The following is a 20,921-nucleotide window of genomic DNA, read 5'->3' on the forward strand; positions in this document are numbered from 1 at the left end:
CTATCCACTAAAAAACTACCAAACCTTATCATTACTTATCAGTGGAGTGTAAATTATCTATAATCGTAACTAATTCATCTGCCACACGATCAACAATGAATCGCTGTTCCACAACTTGTCGTGCCTTTGTGATGATATTTGGCAAGTTTACAGCATCACTCATCACATGTTCCATAGCTTGTTGTAAGCTGTGTTCATTCAGCGGATCTACAATAAATCCAGATTCACCATCGTCTATGATTTCTCGTTGAGCCCCAGAGCCACTTGTAATGACTGGTACACCGCAATACATAGCCTCACAAATAACGAGACCAAATGCTTCACGCGTTATCGTTGGCAATAGTAAGCAATCTATGGATCTATATAAACCTTCAATATCTCGTGTAAAGCCTATAAATTCAACGTAAGAATGCATTTGATGTGCATGTATATAATCTTTTAATTTCTTAATTTGATCCTCTGTACCAGCCCCCGATATAATCAATCGAACATCGGGATTGTTTTGATGAATCTGTTCCAGAGCACTTAAAATCAGATACAAACCTTTCCGTTCTGTTATACGCGCACTATATCCAAAGGTTCTAACCTTATATTTCATGGGAACAGCATCCGAAAAGGACTGGAATCGGTTCGGATCAATACCATTATATACAACATGGTATTTGCTAGTATCCTTAATAGCAGGCGTCATAAGATCGTCATAAACAAGTTTAGACACACAAACGAAGGCATCTACTTGTGCATTGATCCATCTATGATATATATCTGTTTTACCAGGTACAAGATTATGCTTTATAAACACCAATTTAGCACCTGTTAACTGCTTAAGAGCAATACAGAATAAGATATATTTACCAGAGTGGCATACAATCGTATTAATCCCCTGTTCTTTCATCTGTTTAGCCACGGCATTAACAGATAAAAAACCCTTCAAGGTATAGAGATTGGCAGTCATCACATGGCCCACTTGGGCATACCGAGATTGCATATCTTCATTCGATTGGTCCACTAAGATATACGCAGTCCTATGTCGTTGTTGTAATTGCTTACAAATATCATATACATATTGTTCACCGCCACCCCAAATTTTGGCGCCTACAACATTGATTATAGACATAGGTTCCTCCTATCATACACATATAGTAGCATCTATTGATGTATACGAAATACTGATTACATATACATCAATAGACTATTATCATTTAATTATACTATGACTTATTCATGCTGTCTTCGTGATTAATGAGCCACATAGTCAACATTGTCCAATCTCGCGCATCGTCCTCATGATTATTAATAGGGCGAATTGGCTCAACCGGTTTATAGGACGGTATGTTGCTTTCACCATAATCCATACGAACATCGCCCATCATATGAGGCGTAATCCATTGATATGGTGTAACTAATGTATCTGGCTGTTCATCAAACAAGGACGGTACGATGGAATAATATTCGAAACCCTTTGGCGCAATGGCTTCAATAATGGTAGGCATGAGGCTCATATGCGTGCCAATTGGCGCCGTAATCATATCCTTGGTGAAAGCAGGGTGTTGTAACAGCCCTACCGTACAGAATGTATCGCGCAAGGTATAGTCTCGTTGAATTAAGGATGTATTATTCAAAGAGCCAAATAGATTAGAGTGGTCACCGGTGACAACGAATAAACTATCAGGAAATGCCTCTTTCATAGCATTAACAAAGTTAAAAATCGCCTTATCACTATAGCGATAGGTAGCCAATTCCTTATTGCGTTTCTTGTTGGATTTTAAATCATCTCCAAGGTTTGGCATAACCTGTTCAGGATCATAATCTAATAAGGAATCCTCCATTTTATAAGGACCATGATTGGATGTAGTATAAATAAAATGGAATGTAGGATGTTCTAAAGATTTGATTTCCTTTTCAATATGTTCTAAAAATACATGGTCATAAACGCCTACCCAAGTCTTAGGGGCATCAGGGCCACAAAAAACAGAAGCACTTTCTACACGGTCAAATCCTTGAGCCTTACCAAAGTGATTAAAGTTACCATACGATGCATTACCACCATACCAGTAAATCGTATCATAACCTAATCGCTTCATTTGAGATACCAAAGAAGTCGGCAATGGTTCATGCCAGAAGGATTCCCGTTCATTGATTTCCATGCCCGCATCATAGACACCAGATAACAGACTCACAATGGATGGACGAGATACATTACCGGCAGGCAAGAAATTAGGTACTTGCGCCGTATGTGGATTATCTTTAAAATCCCATAAACCAGGACATATATTGAGATCCTTATAAGGTTCATCGAGAGACCATTGTGGAATACTTTCACCAACAACAAAGAATATATGTTGTGGTTTATCAATACGAGGACCTGATGCAACGCGTTTGAATGCATGAAGCGGTGTATTCAAATCCTGCCAAGAATCTTTATATTCCTTAGGAACAATACGGTGAATCGCGTCATCAATGTCCTCAGCAGATGCGGTATATTCATCACGAAGTGGATGTTTTAGCACCGTTTCTAAGGCACATAAATCTGGCACTGTAGCACGAGCAAAGAATATATCCTCTTTTACCACTGTAGGAATCGTATCCCATTCTGGTTTATCATCATGAGATAAAGTTCCACCATAGCGGAACCAATAAAACCCCAAAACGGAAGCAGCCACAAGACCTATATTCCAAGCTACAGTAGACCAAGTTCCTTCAATAGTTGGATAGGGTATAGATGGCAAGGATAAGAAGAAATCCCCCATGTACCAGGATATAAACGTAATAGGAATCAATCCTAAAATGACGAGAATTCCTCGATCTTGATTAAAGAATACATCAATCAAATTACGTTTCTCTGCATGATTTCCATAATGAACCATATAGTTATACGTATCATGGAAATGCTTATAAAAAATCATTTTTCCTGCAAAAGCTACGTAAAGTATGCAGGAATAAATAGTTAATCCCACTAACCGTACAGTATCTTCTATTTGGTGATATCCATCAAATAATAATGCAGGAAGCGTCACCAATACTAAGGGTAGTAAGAATACATAAGCATCAAAATCCATGCCCCACCAAAAGCCATAACGCAATGAACCTAATACAGATTTCCAGCGTCCCTTCCATGTAGGGTAAGGATTATATACAATCATGAATATGATTCGAAAGATGGTGCTCAATATAGGAGCCCAAAGCATTAGTTTTATATTTTGTTGTAGGGATAGAAAAAATTGTTCACTCATTCATACTTCCATATCTACTTCAAGAACAATAATTCCCCATAGCAATCTACTATACTAAATTACTGATTATAATTGCCCATTAGATTTGTTTAAATAATATAATTTTACATATTTCGTCATGGTGTACATCATATGGTAAATAGATAATAGAAAACCTATTTTTCCATCTAATATGCCACCTTGCAAAATATATATCTTAAAAAATGCCCATGTTGGACGCAATATAATATCCCCTAAAAAACTACAAGATTTCCCTTGTTCCTTGTACTTGTTGGCCGCTGCTGTAGTGTATTTATTGAACTTTTCAAAGAACTGATGCCAGTTATCATAAGTGTAATGGTACAATTTGCCTTCTAATGTAGCTTGTGGATAGGGACTGATAAAAGCTTCATGAACAGCACCTTCTACAGTTGCACCCTCTCGAGGCATCAATCGTAACACCTTATCAGGTCTCACCACACCATGGGTTGCCTGATTGTGATGGAATAGATTATATCTTCGTAACCAATAGGCCTTTGGCTCTCCTTTTATAGATTCTTGGATTGATTTTGCTAATTGAGGAGATACACGCTCATCCGAATCTATAAATAGAATCCATTCAGAATGTGCTTGAGATATACCAAATCTTCGTTGTTGTGACCAATCTCCATTCAGAGGATGTGGTATAACTTTAGCCCCCAAGTTAGTAGCAAGAGGTACTGTTTGATCTGTACTTCCATCATCAATAACTAATATTTCATCAGCAAATTGAATACTTTTAATACAATCTACAATATGTTTTTCTTCGTTGCGAGCTAAGATAATAGCCGTCACAGTGCTCATAGATCATCCTTTAACTTACAAATCCCGTTAATTTACTATGTAGGTAATATGGTAGATACAAATATGATATCTACCATATGTATCGTATACAAAAATTATTTAATACTATCTCCGTGCTTGATACGCCATGCCGCTAGTTCGCGCATGTTCTTAATCACATCACCATAGGCTTGAGGCATATTTGTGCCTTGTTCCATAAGTTTTCCACTGTTATCTAGATATAGTCTATGGTTAAAGACAAATTCCTCTTGTGTAAACAAGCTTGGCACCATCGCTTCATAGGTTTGACCAGGACGACCTACAAGTTCTGCCAAGGTTGGAATGATTTGAATGCTCATGCCAAAAGCGTTTGGAGCGAGCCAATCTTTATGAATGCCGCGACCGTAGAAGATAATCGGAATCGTAGACGCCACATTAGGACTTACTTCACGAGCAAAGGTAAATCGTTCGCTATGGTCACCAGTGATGACAAAGAGCGCAGACGGATCTGCTTTTTCTTCCCTAGCGATATATTCGCCCATCACGTGGTCTGCGTACCAAATATGACCCATTTCGTTCAATTGCTTTTCAGTTTCTGCAATTGTATCAGGCAAATGGCCTTTTACCTTATTCACATCATAGCCTTCTTTAGCGACATTGACGCTATATGGAGGATGATTAGAGGTTGTCATGATGACATTGAGGATTTTTTCCCCTCTATGTTGATCCATGTACGCGGAAATGGCTTTAAACATATCCTTATCCGCTACACCCCATGCATTGCCTTCTTCGCTTGGCATTTCAGACGCATCATGGAATTCATCAAAACCTTGAGACAAGACGAAGTTCTTCACATTTTGCCATGTACTAAATCCGCCGTACCAGAATACAGTTTTATAGCCTAGCTTTTTCATAACAGAACCAATGCCTAAGCCATACGGTTGTTTGAAACTTTCACCTTCGTAATTAGGATATAGACCTGTGTCAGGCATACCTGTTAGTAAACCATTGATAGCAGGCATCGTGCCTGTACCTTGGGCAAGAGCGAGCTGCGTGCTCATCGCTTGAGGACTGGCAGCGTATTTACGACCTTGTTCAACGAGGTACGCACCAGGTTCATTGTATTCAGCGAGGAATGGCCACAAACCATAGGATTCACCGAGAACGATATTGATGGACTGTGGTTGCTCCGCTAAACGCTCTGTCGTAATAGTTCTTGTGAAAGAACCATCAAAATCCTTACCATTAAATGTACCACCAATGGCACTGATTTTTTCACTCAATTCTTGAGGGGTTAAGTTGATAACCTCTAACTCCTCCGCGCGTTTTGCAATACTTTTAACACGATAAAGAGCCTGCACATCGTCGAGAATAGTTTCATTTAATAGATTAGAACTGAGGCGTGCCGCACTTTCCCAGTTGATAGAATTTGTATAGTTAAAAGCACCACCAAATCTAAAGAATAGACCTAATATACCAATAACTACAGTCAATCCAATGCCTGTAATCCATTGTGTTTTCTTAGTCTTTGGATACCAAGTAGGACAAACTAATTGAGTATCAACGTAATCACTATATTTCTTTGTACCCCACGCCAAGAATTTAACGAGGAAATAACAAAGGGCTGCGCTCAACACAACGGCTCCAACGATGTACATGAGGGCGTTATATTCATTAATCGCCGTATTTACAATGGCGCTGATATCATCATTTTTACCATTGATGAGCATCGCATTATAAGAAGAATTAAAAATCTTATAGAACGGAATGCGTCCCAAAAATAAAAATGTTAACAATACAGTGGCAATAGAATACACAACCTGTTTAATGCGCAAGGATGGCCATTTAGGTACAAAGGTATGTACCAATGTGCCTCCTAAAAAGCCTAGTAAACACAAAGAACCGACGGTCTTGAGACTCAATCTAAAGCCTAGCCATAAGGACGTAAGGATATTCTCCATCGTCACAGATGCTAGTTGTGATTGAAATACTGCAAGAAACACGATTCTAAATGCAGTCAATAAAGCAGAGAAAAAGATAAACACCTTAATCTCTGTTCGTATGCCTTCAAATAATCGTTGCCATCGGTTCATCATTAACCCCTAACTGTTGTATCTTATAACTCTAACTATTAACCTAACACTACATAACTATCAACTATCTTGGATATTTCTTACATTTAGGCCCCTTACATCGTTTGCATTTACCGCATCCGCGGTCGATAGTCCCAGCACTTGCCGATTTCTTAGCACTAGTACTCTCCTTGGCCCCCTGTTCATAGGCCTTACTATTCCATACGGAAACTATCGTTTTTGCTTTTTTTCGGATCCATCCTTTTTGGATTTTTTATCCTTTTTCTTGTCTTTATTCTTATCTTTTTTACTGAAAGTATCGCCTAAAAAGACTGTTTTTAACTTATCATTTAAAACCTTAAGCTTCTTTTCAGCCTTGTCTTTCTTTTTCTTTAACTTATCTTCGGATTTAGAATGTTTGTCTTCCTTAGACTTTTTATGTTTTTTGTCCTTTTTATCCTCTTTAGACTTTTTATCATCTTTGGACTTTTTATCATCTTTGGACTTCTTGTCACCCTTAGATTTCTTATCTTCTTTGAATTTTTTATAATCCTTAGATTTTTTAGATGTATCGTCAGTTCCATTGATACGCGCCCATTCATCATCTACGCGTTTCAATTGCTTTTTAAGAAGCTTTTCCATCTTCTTATTGGCTTTATCTGAATCTAAGCCAGACTTACCGAATAATAAAGCATTTACTGCTGTATATGGATCAATAGAGGACATATCATTTTCATTTATATCATCTTTTCTACTAGATGCATCCTTATTTATATGGGATGTTTCTGTATCTTTAGATTTTGAAAGTAATACTGAGTTTTCCGCATCAAATGGATTTTCTTCATCTAAGTGATGGACTTCTAAGCTTTCCACGCCATCTAGTGGATTTACATCCATATGCTCTACAATGTCTTCATCAAGGTCCGATATCTCATGTTGGGAGCTTTCACCAGATCCTGTAAAAAGACCGCCCATAGAATGCAATTCGTTCAATTTAATATGGTTCATGCCCACTGTAGAATCATGCTGCACAGGAATATCCGATAATTGGACCTGTTCCATAGCGTATACATCATTATTATGACTAGCACCCTTGCCAAGATAAGATCCATCAGAAATGATGATATTCTCTTTATCGTCGCCTAATACATTGCCAAACAAATCCTCTTCAAGAGAATCATAGGTATGCAACATGGACATCCGTTTTTGAACCTCTTCAATTTGATTCCACAAATCAACAAGAGAAGATGTATAGTATATGCGTTCCTTAACCTCTAAATAAGCTTGATAAACAATAGCCAATTCAGTTTCATTGAGTCCCTCTTCGGCACCAATTTCTTCAATCATTTGTTGAATTTGTTGATCTCGATCATATCGTTTAATTAAGGCCTTGCGAATACGTTCAATCAATGCTGTATCGATGATTTCCACGGGTACCTCCATTCTTCAATACACTCAGCCCTATCCACTATATTAGTGCATACGAATCAATGTATAGAACCATAAAAAATAATTTGATTTTATAATCTCTAATATATTATTATAGCAGAATTTATAGGCTTTTTCCTTAATAATATGGGTGAAAGTTCCTTAAAAATAGAATAAAACCTCAATTTGAATTATGTCCTAGTCGTACAAATGTAAAACTGCAAATACAATTATTCAAAATGAGGTTTCTTATATAGCTTATTGTATTAAATTTTTGTGCTGAAAATGTATATAAAATGACATATTTTTATATAAAAATATGCATAAAATCTAATGTATCAAATAGTATATATCAAATCCTAAAATAGATTTACTGAATATACTAAAATTCGTTCTTTCTCATCATTTTCTTCAAAGAGATCACTACAATCAATGGGTTCTTCTTGTTCTAATCGCACATGATTATTCAAGAAGTTTTCTACCTCTTCGTTAACATAGTAGAAAAAAAGCTTAATCTCCCGAGGATGATGGTACAAGGAATCAAAGATATTCCCTAAGACGCGCTTAATCGTATGGAGCGCAAAGGGATTAAAGAAAAAGCATCGATCTGCTTGAGCTGGCAATTCATAGAGCGCCGCATCACCGTGCACAAAACTCACACGATTGCGCGCTGCTGGGCTTTCACCATTGATCAAAGCCTTTTTATATAATCGTTCATCGTATTCGATGCCGATGGAATGACAGCCCGTTTGGTAAGCCATAAAAATGCTAACACGGCCCTTGCCACTGCCATAGTCGATGAGGGTATGTTTCTTGCGAATATGACCACTATTCGCCAAGCGCTCTAGGACGCAATAATCAGTCGGCTCATACGGATGATGCTCCGTATCAGACCGACTATCGTCACGGCCTGCTGTCTTTATTTGTAAAACCTGTTCCCATTCCTGTTCACTTGTCATATGTAGTTCCTATTAATATAATTATCTATCTTATATAAGCCATACTATTGGTAATGACTAGTCATATCTTATATATTATATGTATCTAGTATTATTTACAAATAATAGTAAATTGTGTAATATAATAATAGATAAAGGAAATAAATATTTTGTAAGCATTTTAATGCATGCAAAACAAAAGAGGAGGGTGGCAGCCCTCCTCTTTTTGTGCTATGTGCTTGTTACAGTCTGGGGCGGTAACACCTATAGTATATAACAAAAGTACCCTTTTGGGTGCTTTCATTGTATACAAACATTTATTGATGCCAATATGGTATACTAAAGAGTAAGATTTCTATTTTTCTCATGTGCAGAATTATATAAAAAGGAGTATTTACTTACATGGACAGTGATCTGACCTTAGATTTTATAATTATCGTCGTATTAATCATCGCCAATGGCTTGTTCTCTATGACGGAATTGGCCATCGTCAATGCGAAGAAACGAAAATTAGAGGAAATGGCCGAAGCAGGCAACGAGCGTGCTAAAAAGGCCTTTGAATTAGCAGAAAATCCAAACGAGATGTTCTCTACTATTCAAATCGGTATTACCCTCGTCGGCGTTTTAACTGGTTTGTACTCTGGTGCGACCTTCTCTGGTCCTCTAGAGGAAGTATTGGTAGCTAATATTCCTAGCATCGCTCCATATGCAGCTTCTTTGAGTTCTTTCCTCATCGTTGCAATTATCACCTATTTATCCCTCGTTATTGGCGAGCTCGTGCCGAAACGTTTGGCCTTAAATAGTCCTGAAAGCATCGCCGTAGTAGTGGCAAAACCAATTTATTGGCTGTCTGTAGCCTTAAAACCAATCGTTAGCTTCCTCGGCGTTTCTACAGAATTCCTCTTAAAATTACTAGGCGTGACTGTGAAAGAAGAGGCTCCTGTTACAGAGTCCGAAATCAACAAGATGCTCACCGAAGGTGTTGCTATGGGTGCGTATGAAGAAGAAGAACCTATCCTCGTAGAAAATATCTTTCATCTAGCAGACATGAATGCTGGAGACATCATGACACCTCGTACACAGCTCAAATGGATTGACCTTAATGGCACAGAGGACGAAATTATGGAAGTCCTCAAAAATGCTAACCATTACCGCATTCCTGTAGGTACCGATTCCTTGGACGAACTAAAGGGTCTCGTAACTGTATCTGACGTATTGGTACAGATCATGCAACGTCCTAGCGAACGCTCTATTCATGATATTATTGAATCTTGTTTGAAAGAACCATTACTCATTCCAGAATCCATTACGCTCATGAAATTATTGAATGTACTCCGTACAGAAGGCGTTCATGAAACGATCGTTCTCGACGAGTACGGCGGTTTCAGCGGTCTTGTAACCTTACATGACATTATGGAAGAAATTGTAGGTCTCATGCCTTCTGGTGAAGAAGAAATCAAGGAAGAAGAAAATAAAATCGTCGAACGTGAAGACGGTTCCTGGCTTGTAGATGGCCTTCTCGACGTAGACGAATTTAAAGAATTCTTCCACATCGATGAAGAATTACCAGGCGAAGAAAAAGACTTGTACAAAACAATGGGCGGTCTATTAAATGTTCTCTTTGGCCGCATTCCAAAAGAATTAGACAAAGCAAAATGGAATGGATATACCTTTGAAGTTGTAGATATGGATAACACCCGTATCGATAAGATTCTTGTAACCTATGAAGAACCTATCGTAGTACAAGAAACAGAAGAAAAAGACTAATACCTACTAATCTATAAATTTGTGAGTATTGTAAATTTTTAAAGAGTGAGTTCTCCTATGGAGGACTCACTTTTTATATATACCCCTAGCCGTTTATATATAAATATAGTATTATTAAATTGTATAAAATATATAATTAGACCTAATAGCGCTATTATCTAAAATAACTCTAATAGCTAAATTAGATCTACTTTCATAAAATATATCGTCCTATGATTACTAATGTGTAGTTCTGTGTCATAGGGCTTATGTGTGGTATAAAGGAGAGATTCTATGAATCAAAAAGTCATAGCAACCATAGGAGCCCTCTTAATAGGGACTGCTATAATCAGTGGTTGCGGATCTGAAAAACAATCTGAGGATACTAGCCTCAAGGTGCGCACCATCACCATCGGTGAAGAATCTGGTACTACTAGTGCTGGCTATGCAGGCACTATCCATAATAAAACGGAAACAAACTTAGCCTTTCAAATCGGAGGACGCGTCATCAATAAATTCGTCAATGTCGGTGACGCTGTACAAGCAGGGCAAGTGATTGCTCAAATCAATGGTTCTGATACGGCGGCGCAGGTGCAAAATGCTGAAGGGGCCGTAAAAGCGGCTCAATCAGCATTCGAGTTAGCAGAAACGAATGCCAACCGATACCGCGAGCTTTATGCACAACAAGCGATCAGTAAATTGCAGCTAGACCAAGCGGAAAACCAATTGAATGCGGCCTCTGCTCAACTACAACAAGCACAGGCAAGCCTCAATTTAAGCAGCAATCAAAATAGCTATACTAATTTGACCGCCCCTGATACAGGTATTATCACAGCTTTTAATATTGAAACAGGACAAGTTGTAGCAGCCGGTCAAAACGTTGGCACCTTAGCGGCTGGTCACGAACCAGAAGCAGTCATTGCCCTTCCTGAACAAGAATTGGCAAAGGTTCATGTGGGAAGTCCTGCCAATATTACATTTTGGGCTCTACCAGATATAACCGTTCAAGGTGTAGTCCGTGAAATTTCACCAGTTCCTGACCCTGTAGCGAGAACGTATACCGTAAAAATTGCATTACAAAATGCACCTAAAGAGGTACAACTAGGCATGACGGTCAATGTTAATTTATCTACTACAGATAATACTAATATTTCTATTCCATTGACGGCTCTTGTAAAAGATTCTAATGGCAATAATGCAGTGTATATTATCCGAGATAAGAAGGCTCATCTCGTTCCTATTAAGACTGGTGAGTTTGGTAAGAATTCAGTCATTGTTACATCTGGTTTAGCTAAGGGCGACATTGTCATCACCGCAGGCACTCAACAATTACAAGAAGGGACGGCGGTTAGTCAATGAAACAATTTAACTTAGCCGAATGGGCCCTCAAACACAAGTCCATTATCTACTACTTCATAGCTGTGCTACTCACCTTTGGTATCTTCTCATACAACCATATGGGACGTATGGAAGATCCAGACTTTACGATGCGCACCATGGTTGTCGGCGTTGCTTGGCCCGGGGCTTCCCCACAAGAAATGTCGGATCAGGTAACAGACAAATTAGAAGAAAAACTGCGCGATCTTCCGGGCGTAGATTATACGAAATCTTTCACAGATGGCAGCAAATCAGTCATTTATATTAATCTGAAAGAAAATCTACCATCTGACAAAATCCGTCCCGCTTGGGAAGAAGCACGGAACATGATCAACGACGAATGGAAATCTCTCCCACAAGGTGTTCAAGGGCCGACTATCAACGATAGATTCGATGATGTATACGGTATTATCTACGCCATAAGTGGCGATGAATTCTCCTATGAAGAAAAGCGACAACAAGCGGAAGACTTAAAACGTCAGCTTTTATCTGTTCCTAATGTAAAAAAAATCAGCCTCATTGGGGTTCAACAGCAAACTCTTAATGTAACGATTAATAAGGATAAATTAGCATCCTATAAAATCAGTACACAACAGCTATTAACAGCTATCAAACAACAAAGTATGATGGTTCCAGCTGGTATGATTACGACGGATACAAATAATGTATATCTCCGCGTTAACGGCCTATTCGATAGTCCGCAAGCCGTGCAAGATATGCCGATTCGCATCAACAATCAAACCTTGCGCTTAGGCGACATGGCTGATGTAACCATGACCTACCAAGACCCTAGCAACCCTCAGTTCTACTATGAAGGTAAGCCAGCTATAGGCATTGCCATCTCCATGGATGCAGGGGCTAACAATGTAGAGTTTGGTGAAGCTATCGACAAAAAGCTAGCAGAGTTGAAAAAAACCATACCTGCAGGTCTCGAACTCGATCAAGTATCTAATCAGCCTCATATCGTTAAGGAATCCATTGGCGACTTCTCCCAATCCTTATTTGAAGCCATCGCCATCGTATTGCTTGTAAGCTTTGCATCTCTTGGCTTGCGAACAGGATTAGTTGTAGCTCTTACCATTCCAGTCGTTGTATCTACAACATTTATTTTGATGTATGAAAGCGGCATTTATTTACACAAGGTTAGCCTGGGTGCCCTCATCTTGGCACTGGGCCTTCTCGTAGATGATGCCATCATCGTTGTAGAAATGATGAGCGTTAAGCTCGAAGAAGGTTGGGGTCACTTTAGATCTGCTACCTTTGCTTACCAATCGACAGCATTCCCTATGCTATCTGGTACGCTCATTACCTGCGCTGGATTCTTGCCATTAGCATTAGCACAAGGTATGGTAGCAGAGTTTACAAAATCTCTATCTATTGTTGTATTTATGGCTCTCATCCTATCTTGGTTCGCCTCTGTTCTCGTCAGCCCTGTTCTCGGCTATAAAATCATCGAAAACAAGGCTCCAAAACCTGAATCAGAATGGACTAAACGAGACCATATCATGCACAATCTCAGTGTTACATTCTATGATAAATTTGAAAGACTATTACATTGGGCCTTAGGTCATCATAAGGTAGTATTACTCATCACCTTAGGTGCCTTTGTGTTATCGCTACTTTCACTACCATTGATCAAGCAGGAATTTTTCCCATCATCAACACGTAATGAAATTATAGTATCCATGCAGTTTCCACAAAGCTCATCCATCGAGTACACTGCTAACCAAGCAAAACTCATCGATGAACATTTACAAGGTGACGAACGTATTGCAACATTCACATCCTATATTGGACAAGGTTCACCTCGTTTCGTCCTTACATTAGAACCTGAATTGCAACGAGACAATTTCTTACAATATGTAATCGTTACAAAATCCTTAGAGGATCGAGATAAACTATATAATGAATTAACATCGTATTTAAATACAGAATTCCCATCAGCTCTTGTAAATGCTCAGTTTGTACAAATTGGTCCACCTTCTAAATATCCAGTCATGCTCCGCGTTTCTGGACCTGATCAAAAGGTGGTAAAAGAAATCGCCAATAAGGTAAAAGACAAGATGCAAGGCGACAAGGATTTGCATAACATAGCCTTTGACTGGCCAGATACAGAACCAGTAGCAAATATTCACATCGATCCTAACAAGGCTCGCCTACTCGGCATCGATAGCTATGCTGTATCCTTACACTTGCAAAGTTTATTATCTGGCACTAAATCTGGGGAATATTACGAAGGTAATCAAACAATTCCTGTTACATTCCGTTTAGGAGATAATGAGCAACACAACTTAAGTGCTCTATCCTCCTTACCGATTCAAACAGGCAATGGTTCCTACGTACCACTTAGCCAAATTGCAACTATCACTATGACGCAAGAGGATGGTATTATCTGGCATCGAAATATGATGCCAACTATTAGCATTCACGCCAATGTAAAAGCCGGTGTTTTAGGCAATGCGAAAACAAAAGAGGTTTATAAATCCTTACAAGACATTCGCGATTCCTTGCCTACAGGATATACCATTGAACTTGATGGAGCCGCTGAAAAGAGCGTCACAGCCGTACAAAATCTAGCAACACCAATGCCAATTATGCTCTTTGTGATCATGACAATCCTCATGTTCCAATTGAAGCGTATTGCCCTTATGTTCATGGCTTTGCTCACAGCACCTCTCGGATTAATCGGCGTCGTATTGGCTCTGAATATTACGAGAACACCATTAGGCTTTATGGCTATTCTAGGTATCATCGCCCTTTCGGGTATGATCATCCGTAACTCCATTATCTTGTTAGACCAAATTGAAATCCACAAAGCAGAAGGACAAAAACCACTTGAAGCGATTATCAATTCCGCTACACTTCGTTTCCGCCCTATCATGCTCACCGCTATCGCAGCGATTTTGGGCATGATTCCTCTTATGGGATCTGTATTCTGGAGCCCACTTGCCATCGCCTTTAGCGGCGGCTTACTAGTGGCAACGGTACTCACACTCATCGTATTGCCAGTTATGTACGCAAGCTGGTATAAGATAAAATAATGACAAATATTTCTAAATTTGTAAAAGCTAGTATATACTAGTAATTTTATTTACTTAGCAAAAATCCCCTAATCTTTGTAAAAGCTATATGGCTTACACATTGATTAGGGGATTTCTTTTATTACCTATTAAACTACTACAGCTGTGCCATTGCATGTAATCATAAGCATGCCATTTTGTGCACCTACTGTGCTATATTGGAAGGATACTCCAATAATAGCATTAGCACCCAATTTAGAAGCTCGTTGAGACATTTCATCAAGAGCTGCTTGGCGCGTACTCATCAAAGAATCTTCATAGCTGCCGCTACGGCCACCAACGATGTCGCGAATGCCAGACATAAAATCTTTCACAAAGTTACGACCTTCTACGACCTCACCAAATACGATACCTTTATACTCTTGAACTGGTTTGTTTTCAATATGCATAGTTGTAGTAATAATCATAATTGTATCCTCTCTAATTGACTACAATATATTTTGATTTATTATAGCAAGGCTTTCACAGAAATACAATAAAAAAAAAGACCTGTTCACTACATTCATAATGAACAGGTCTAATTATATGTTTTTATCGATCAAAATCGCGGTCTAGATTAACTTCTTTCAATGGAACAAGTTTTGTTTTCTTGATGTATTTGTAACCTAAGTATACTGCGAAGAAGATTGGCAATCCGATATACGCAACGGATACGCCATACCAGTCGATTGTATCGCCTGTGAAAGCGGAGTAGTTTTGACCAGCAATGATGATGACGCAAAGAATGAACGCCAAGATTGGGCCAATTGGGAACAACCACGCTTTGTAAGGTAATTCTTTAAGATCTCTACCTTGTGCAATGAAGGCACGGCGGAAACGATAGTGAGAAACAGCGATACCAACCCATGCGATGAAACCGCAAAGACCGGAAATATTAACAATCCAAGTATATGCAGTACCTTCGCCGATGAAGCTTGTAAGGAATGCAAATAAACCGATTGCTGTAGTTAAGATTAACGCTGGTACTGGAACACCACGTTTATTAAGCTTACCGAAGATTTTTGGTGCTTGTCCTTCTTTAGCAAGTGCGTACAGCATACGCGTAGAAGAATAGAGACCAGAGTTACCAGCACTGAGTACTGCCGTTAAGATGATAGCATTGATAAAGCTAGCAGCAAAGGCAAAACCAAAGCGGTCGAATACGAGTGTAAATGGAGAAATAGATACATTCTCTACACTAGAATTCAATAGGTTTGGATCAGTGTACGGAATTAAGAAACCGATAACTATGAAAGCACCGATATAGAACAATAGAATACGCCAGAAGATTGTATTAATCGCTTTTGGCACGTTCTTTTCAGGGTCTTCTGCTTCACCAGCGGCTACGCCGATAAGTTCAGTACCTTGGAAGGAGAAACCAGCCACCATGAAGATAGCGAGGATAGATTCCCAACCACCTACGAATGGTGCTTCCCCTACTGTCCAGTTCGCAAATCCTGGAGATGTGCCTCCAATGCCAAAGATGAGCATAAAGCCACAGAATAGGAATACGAATACAGTAATAACCTTGATGCTAGAGAATACATATTCACTTTCACCAAAGGAGCGAGTCGATAAATAGTTCAAGCCGAATAAAACGAGCAAGAACAGAGCAGACCATACAATGGCAGGCACATCAGGGAACCAATATTTCATGATGAGTGCCCCTGCTAAAACTTCAGCAGCCAATGTAATAGCCCAGTTAAACCAGTAGTTCCAACCTAAGGCAAAACCAAAGGCAGGGTCTACATAGCGTTTTGCATAAGTCCCGAAGGAACCTGGAATCGGCAAGTACGTCGCCATTTCACCAAGAGATGTCATGAGGAAGTACACCATGATACCGATGAGGCCGTAAGCTACAAGCGCACCACCAGGGCCTGCTGTACTTACAACTTCACCACCAGCTACGAATAAGCCGGTACCGATAGCGCCACCTAAAGCGATCATATTCATATGACGCGCCTTTAGGGAACGTTTTAAATGTTGATCTTTATTAGAGGTAAACTCTACATTATTGTTTTCAGCCATGGGTCACCTCTTACAAATCTAGATTACGCACGTATTTTGCGTTATCTTCAATAAATTTACGACGAGGTTCTACCTTATCGCCCATAAGAACTGTAAAGATTTTGTCAGCTTCGATGGAATCTTCTAAGCTAACTTGTAAAATCGTACGGTTTTCAGGGTTCATTGTAGTTTCCCATAATTGTTCAGGATTCATTTCACCTAAACCTTTGTAACGTTGGATTGTAATACCATCGCGGCCTACTTCATCAAGTTTAGCTGTAAGCTCTGCATCAGAGTATACATACCAGTGAGATTTACCCTTCTTGATTTGGTACAACGGTGGTTGTGCAATGTAAATATGACCTTCCTCTACCAATGGTTTCATATAGCGGTAGAAGAATGTTAATAACAAGGTACGGATATGAGCACCGTCAACGTCCGCATCTGTCATAATAATAATCTTGTTATAACGAGATTTTGTAATATCAAATTCTTCACCAATGCCAGTACCGAAAGCAGTAATCATGGAACGAATTTCGTTATTCGCTAAAATCTTATCAAGGCGCGCTTTTTCTACGTTAAGGATTTTACCACGCAATGGCAAAATCGCTTGGTAACGACGGTCACGACCTTGTTTTGCAGAACCGCCCGCAGAATCACCTTCGACTAGATAAATTTCAGTCATAGATGTATCTTTTTCAGAGCAATCTGCCAATTTACCAGGAAGGCTAGATACTTCCAACGCATTTTTACGTCGAGTTAAGTCGCGGGCTTTACGAGCGGCCTCACGAGCACGGCTTGCCATTGTTGCTTTTTCGATGATTTTCTTCGCATCTTGAGGATGTTCTTCGAAGAATGTTCTAAGACCTTCAGATACGATAACATCTGTAATACCTTTAACTTCGCTATTGCCAAGTTTAGTTTTTGTTTGGCCTTCAAATTGAGGTTCCAATACTTTTACAGATACAACAGCTGTCAAACCTTCACGTACGTCTTCACCGGAAAGGTTGGACTCATTTTCCTTGATCAAACCAGCTTTACGGCCATAATCATTGAGGGTACGAGTCAAAGCAGCACGGAAACCAGAAAGGTGAGTACCACCATCAATAGTATTAATGTTATTTACAAAGGATAACAAGTTTTCGCTGTAGCTATCGTTATATTGCAATGCTACGTCTACAACTACGTCGTCTTTTGTGTTTTCAATGTAAATTACAGTTGGGTTTACTACTTCTTTATTTTCGTTCAAGAAGGTAATGAAAGAACTCAAACCACCTTCGTAGTGGAAGCTTTCAACACGAGGTTCCTCTTGGCGCAAATCGCTCAATGTAATGCGAAGGCCTTTATTAAGGAATGCCAATTCTTGTAAACGAATTTTCAATGTATCAAAGTTGAATACAGTAGTTTCAAAGATTTCAGCATCTGGCTTGAAGATAACAGTAGTACCAGTACCTTCTGCTTTACCGATTTCGTGCAACTCGGAAGTTTTATGACCACGAGCAAAGGAAATCTCTTGAACGATACCATTTTGAGATACTTGAACCTTAGTCCATTCACTCAATGCATTTACTACGGAAATACCTACGCCGTGAAGGCCACCAGAAACCTTGTAGCCGCCACCGCCAAATTTACCGCCAGCATGCAATTTTGTTAATACTAACTCTACCGCAGACATACCGGATTCATGCATCCCTGTAGGGATACCACGACCATCATCGACAACAGTAATGCTGTTATCTTTATTAATGGATACTTCGATATGTGTAGCATAACCTGCGAGCGCTTCGTCAACAGAGTTATCTACTACTTCATAAACGAGGTGATGTAAACCGCGAATGGACGTACTACCAATGTACATACCAGGGCGTTTACGTACCGCGTCAAGACCCTCGAGAACCTGTATATTCTGAGCGCCATAATTTTCTTCAGGCATGAAACAAACTCCTCCTAACAATCTATCACACTGTACTGGATTGAAATTTGGTACAACACATGTACAGAATAAATCTTATCTCTTTATTATACTATAAAACTCGTCAATTCGTCTCATTAAAGTCTTAATACTAATACCAGATCCATAAACGCAATCATCAGTGACCACATAGGTCTTGATCTGCTCCTCTGGTACCATGGCGATATACTCTAAGCTTTCATAGTGATGAATAGGACTTTTATGGGATTTTCCGCCCTTGGCATGCACCATGGTAATGATGGATTCGATAGGCACGGAAACGGTATCCCCAATATGAACGTACATAGGAATGCCCCCTCTACTTTTCTAATGTCCCATTTAATGAATCAATTTTCCGCTGTTCTTCTTCAGCAAGGAACTTTGATCGATATTTATTGCACAAATTAATAACGTGCTGATCCGTTAGCTCATCAGGCTTCTTATGAGTGATAAGCATAGCCACCATATACATATGACGGCGATTGATAGATCCTTTGTAAATTTTATCTAAGTAAAAGTATATGCACTCCCTCATGGCTTCTGCAAAATCTGGGAAGGTACATTGTATAAACTGCTGACAGTCACTGTATTTAAAATATGGATACTTTCTAATAACAGACTTAATTTCTTTAATATGAGCGCGATGTAATTCATATTCACAGGTCGGACAGATTTCTTTTTTAGATTCCATATGCATGCCGCATCGCTTACAACGATGATACCCATGCTGCTCTAAATAGATTTCACGCTTTCGAGCCGTAATTTGTACTTTTCTGAAAGCAGCTCGTAATTCTTCATTATCTGTTTTCTCTAATGATTTATCGATGGCTTCTACATCTTCTTTTGAAAGTACGATATCTGCGAAATTAATACGTTTTGTAATAATCTGTTCATCAGGCAATGAAATAGATGTATCAGTATTTGCTTTCACATAACTCTGACGTTTCATAATAAAGCGAATATCTGTGATGACCTCTTGATGGTAATACTTGTTTATGGCCTCGATGATACGCCGTTTTTGCATCTGTAATTCTTGCATCCACATGGAATTATCTGCACTGATAACCATATCTGGAGGCTTGATAGACACAATTTTCGTATGGTCCGCAATGACATCGCCCACTACATGACGCCACTTGTGAACGAGGGTATTTAATTTATATTGTTCTAGTAAATTCAGTTCTGATAAGGCCTTTGGTAAACAAAGATCAAGGCTGTCCATACTGAACCGTTCCCCCTTCACAAGAAATAAATTGTACGGATTTCAAATCTTTAAAATCGTGAATATCTGTAGTAGTAATAAATGTTTGAATACGTTTATGAATAAACTGCAATAAATTCGCTCGTCTCGACTCATCAAGTTCGCTCAATACATCGTCTAGTAAAAGAACTGGATATTCCCCAACCTCGGACTTAATAAACTCAAGCTCACTCAACTTTAAGGACAATACAGCTGTTCGTTGCTGACCTTGAGATCCAAATTTCTTTAAATCCATCGCATCGGAAAAGAATCGTAAATCATCACGATGAGGACCTACGCTAGTGGTCATCCGATGACGATCCTGCGGCAACGCTGCTTTGATGCGCTCGTAAAAGCCTTCCTTTGTATATTCTAACGAACCATTATCCATGTAAGGCTGTTCATAACCAATGGTTAAATTTTCGAGACCACCTGTTAGTTTACGATTCATCAAATCGATGAGAAGGTTGATTTTCTTCAAGCTTTCTAACCGTTTCTTTACGATAAAACTCGCCATATCGGCTAATTGCAAATCCCATTCTTCAAGAGGAATGTTCTGCTTACCTCTATATTCTTTAAGGATCGCATTCCGCTGCTGTAATAACCGATTATACTGCATCAACTGATGATAATAGGTAGCGCTAGTCTGAGAGATTTCCATATCGAGAAAACGTCTACGTCCTGACGGTGTGCCCTTGATGAGCTGTAAATCTTCTGGACAGAAGATAACTGTATTTAATGTACCAATCAATTCTTTTTGAGATATTTTCGTATCGTTTAAGCGAATATCCTTAGGACCTTGGCGGAATAACTTAATATTTACCTTTTGTGGCGTATCCTTTTTCTCGAACTTTACAACAATGCCTGTTTCTTCGGCATTGAACATGAGCATATCTGACGTATCATTGGTCCGATGGCTTTTACCAATGGTCCCCACATAAATCGATTCAAGGATATTCGTCTTACCAGCCCCATTGGTGCCATGCAAAACGATAATCTCCGGATTGAATTGAATCGTTACATCCTTGTAATTACGAAACTGGAATAATTGCAGTGAGTCAATTCTCAC

Annotated in this window: 15 protein-coding genes; 3 read left to right on the plus strand and 12 right to left on the minus strand. The window is 39.2% G+C overall.

The window, feature by feature from the left end; translation table 11 throughout:
• Nucleotides 1–31 precede the first annotated feature (31 nt).
• From ACWTVK_RS04025 to ACWTVK_RS04050, 6 genes are all read right to left on the minus strand, one after another.
• Nucleotides 32–1,117, minus strand: coding sequence for a glycosyltransferase family 4 protein (locus ACWTVK_RS04025; RefSeq protein ID WP_456046018.1), 1,086 nt, complete (start codon nt 1,115–1,117; stop codon nt 32–34).
• 94 nt (nt 1,118–1,211) lie between these two features.
• On the minus strand, nt 1,212–3,233 hold the full coding sequence (locus tag ACWTVK_RS04030; RefSeq protein WP_456046019.1) for an LTA synthase family protein: 2,022 nt from the start codon (nt 3,231–3,233) through the stop codon (nt 1,212–1,214).
• Nucleotides 3,234–3,299: 66 nt separating this feature from the next.
• A complete protein-coding gene (locus ACWTVK_RS04035) occupies nt 3,300–4,055 on the minus strand; it encodes a glycosyltransferase family 2 protein (RefSeq protein WP_308522942.1) in 756 nt (251 codons plus the stop codon).
• A 95-nt stretch (nt 4,056–4,150) separates the two neighbouring features.
• A complete protein-coding gene (locus tag ACWTVK_RS04040; protein WP_456046020.1) occupies nt 4,151–6,130 on the minus strand; it encodes an LTA synthase family protein in 1,980 nt (659 codons plus the stop codon).
• 207 nt (nt 6,131–6,337) lie between these two features.
• Complete coding sequence (locus ACWTVK_RS04045) at nt 6,338–7,537, minus strand: transcriptional regulator (protein ID WP_456046021.1); 1,200 nt, start codon at nt 7,535–7,537, stop codon at nt 6,338–6,340.
• Nucleotides 7,538–7,893: 356 nt separating this feature from the next.
• The gene (locus ACWTVK_RS04050; protein WP_456046022.1) at nt 7,894–8,493 is read right to left on the minus strand and encodes an SAM-dependent methyltransferase; all 600 of its coding nucleotides are present in this window, start codon (nt 8,491–8,493) and stop codon (nt 7,894–7,896) included.
• A gap of 381 nt (nt 8,494–8,874) precedes the next feature.
• On the opposite strand from ACWTVK_RS04050, the gene ACWTVK_RS04055 reads away from it, so the two are divergent.
• The 3 genes from ACWTVK_RS04055 to ACWTVK_RS04065 all read left to right on the plus strand — a co-directional run bounded on the left by ACWTVK_RS04055 (nt 8,875) and on the right by ACWTVK_RS04065 (nt 14,636).
• On the plus strand, nt 8,875–10,239 hold the full coding sequence (locus tag ACWTVK_RS04055) for a hemolysin family protein (RefSeq protein ID WP_456046023.1): 1,365 nt from the start codon (nt 8,875–8,877) through the stop codon (nt 10,237–10,239).
• A 273-nt stretch (nt 10,240–10,512) separates the two neighbouring features.
• Complete coding sequence (locus tag ACWTVK_RS04060) at nt 10,513–11,577, plus strand: efflux RND transporter periplasmic adaptor subunit (protein WP_456046024.1); 1,065 nt, start codon at nt 10,513–10,515, stop codon at nt 11,575–11,577.
• Complete coding sequence (locus ACWTVK_RS04065) at nt 11,574–14,636, plus strand: efflux RND transporter permease subunit (protein WP_456046025.1); 3,063 nt, start codon at nt 11,574–11,576, stop codon at nt 14,634–14,636. Before ACWTVK_RS04060 ends, ACWTVK_RS04065 begins: the two co-directional genes overlap by 4 nt.
• 128 nt (nt 14,637–14,764) lie before the next feature.
• Here ACWTVK_RS04065 and ACWTVK_RS04070 read toward each other — a convergent pair whose 3' ends face one another.
• The 6 genes from ACWTVK_RS04070 to recF all read right to left on the minus strand — a co-directional run bounded on the left by ACWTVK_RS04070 (nt 14,765) and on the right by recF (nt 20,921).
• Nucleotides 14,765–15,082 carry a YbjQ family protein gene (locus ACWTVK_RS04070; RefSeq protein WP_456046026.1) on the minus strand — a complete coding sequence of 106 codons (318 nt, stop codon included), beginning with the start codon at nt 15,080–15,082 and terminating at the stop codon, nt 14,765–14,767.
• 124 nt (nt 15,083–15,206) lie between these two features.
• Nucleotides 15,207–16,682 carry an amino acid permease gene (locus tag ACWTVK_RS04075; RefSeq protein ID WP_303940099.1) on the minus strand — a complete coding sequence of 492 codons (1,476 nt, stop codon included), beginning with the start codon at nt 16,680–16,682 and terminating at the stop codon, nt 15,207–15,209.
• A gap of 10 nt (nt 16,683–16,692) precedes the next feature.
• Nucleotides 16,693–18,594, minus strand: coding sequence for a DNA topoisomerase (ATP-hydrolyzing) subunit B (gyrB, locus tag ACWTVK_RS04080; RefSeq protein ID WP_257846742.1), 1,902 nt, complete (start codon nt 18,592–18,594; stop codon nt 16,693–16,695).
• A 75-nt stretch (nt 18,595–18,669) separates the two neighbouring features.
• Nucleotides 18,670–18,918: a DUF370 domain-containing protein gene (locus ACWTVK_RS04085; protein ID WP_105098632.1), complete on the minus strand. Its 249-nt coding sequence runs from the start codon at nt 18,916–18,918 to the stop codon at nt 18,670–18,672.
• 13 nt (nt 18,919–18,931) lie between these two features.
• Nucleotides 18,932–19,834: a DUF721 domain-containing protein gene (locus ACWTVK_RS04090; protein WP_456046027.1), complete on the minus strand. Its 903-nt coding sequence runs from the start codon at nt 19,832–19,834 to the stop codon at nt 18,932–18,934.
• Nucleotides 19,821–20,921, minus strand: coding sequence for a DNA replication/repair protein RecF (gene recF, locus ACWTVK_RS04095; protein WP_456046028.1), 1,101 nt, complete (start codon nt 20,919–20,921; stop codon nt 19,821–19,823). The genes ACWTVK_RS04090 and recF overlap by 14 nt, the downstream gene beginning before the upstream one ends.

This window comes from Veillonella sp. Ser01, from assembly GCF_053850375.1.

Bases quoted from the DNA above. Each gene is read 5' to 3' on its own strand.
- ACWTVK_RS04070 (WP_456046026.1), bottom strand. From the start codon at position 15,082: ATGATTATTACTACAACTATGCATATTGAAAACAAACCAGTTCAAGAG.
- ACWTVK_RS04085 (WP_105098632.1), bottom strand. From the start codon at position 18,918: ATGTACGTTCATATTGGGGATACCGTTTCCGTGCCTATCGAATCCATC.
- ACWTVK_RS04060 (WP_456046024.1), top strand. From the start codon at position 10,513: ATGAATCAAAAAGTCATAGCAACCATAGGAGCCCTCTTAATAGGGACT.
- ACWTVK_RS04025 (WP_456046018.1), bottom strand. From the start codon at position 1,117: ATGTCTATAATCAATGTTGTAGGCGCCAAAATTTGGGGTGGCGGTGAA.
- gyrB (WP_257846742.1), bottom strand. From the start codon at position 18,594: ATGCCTGAAGAAAATTATGGCGCTCAGAATATACAGGTTCTCGAGGGT.
- ACWTVK_RS04040 (WP_456046020.1), bottom strand. From the start codon at position 6,130: ATGATGAACCGATGGCAACGATTATTTGAAGGCATACGAACAGAGATT.
- ACWTVK_RS04075 (WP_303940099.1), bottom strand. From the start codon at position 16,682: ATGGCTGAAAACAATAATGTAGAGTTTACCTCTAATAAAGATCAACAT.
- ACWTVK_RS04090 (WP_456046027.1), bottom strand. From the start codon at position 19,834: ATGGACAGCCTTGATCTTTGTTTACCAAAGGCCTTATCAGAACTGAAT.
- ACWTVK_RS04030 (WP_456046019.1), bottom strand. From the start codon at position 3,233: ATGAGTGAACAATTTTTTCTATCCCTACAACAAAATATAAAACTAATG.
- ACWTVK_RS04035 (WP_308522942.1), bottom strand. From the start codon at position 4,055: ATGAGCACTGTGACGGCTATTATCTTAGCTCGCAACGAAGAAAAACAT.
- ACWTVK_RS04055 (WP_456046023.1), top strand. From the start codon at position 8,875: ATGGACAGTGATCTGACCTTAGATTTTATAATTATCGTCGTATTAATC.
- ACWTVK_RS04065 (WP_456046025.1), top strand. From the start codon at position 11,574: ATGAAACAATTTAACTTAGCCGAATGGGCCCTCAAACACAAGTCCATT.
- ACWTVK_RS04050 (WP_456046022.1), bottom strand. From the start codon at position 8,493: ATGACAAGTGAACAGGAATGGGAACAGGTTTTACAAATAAAGACAGCA.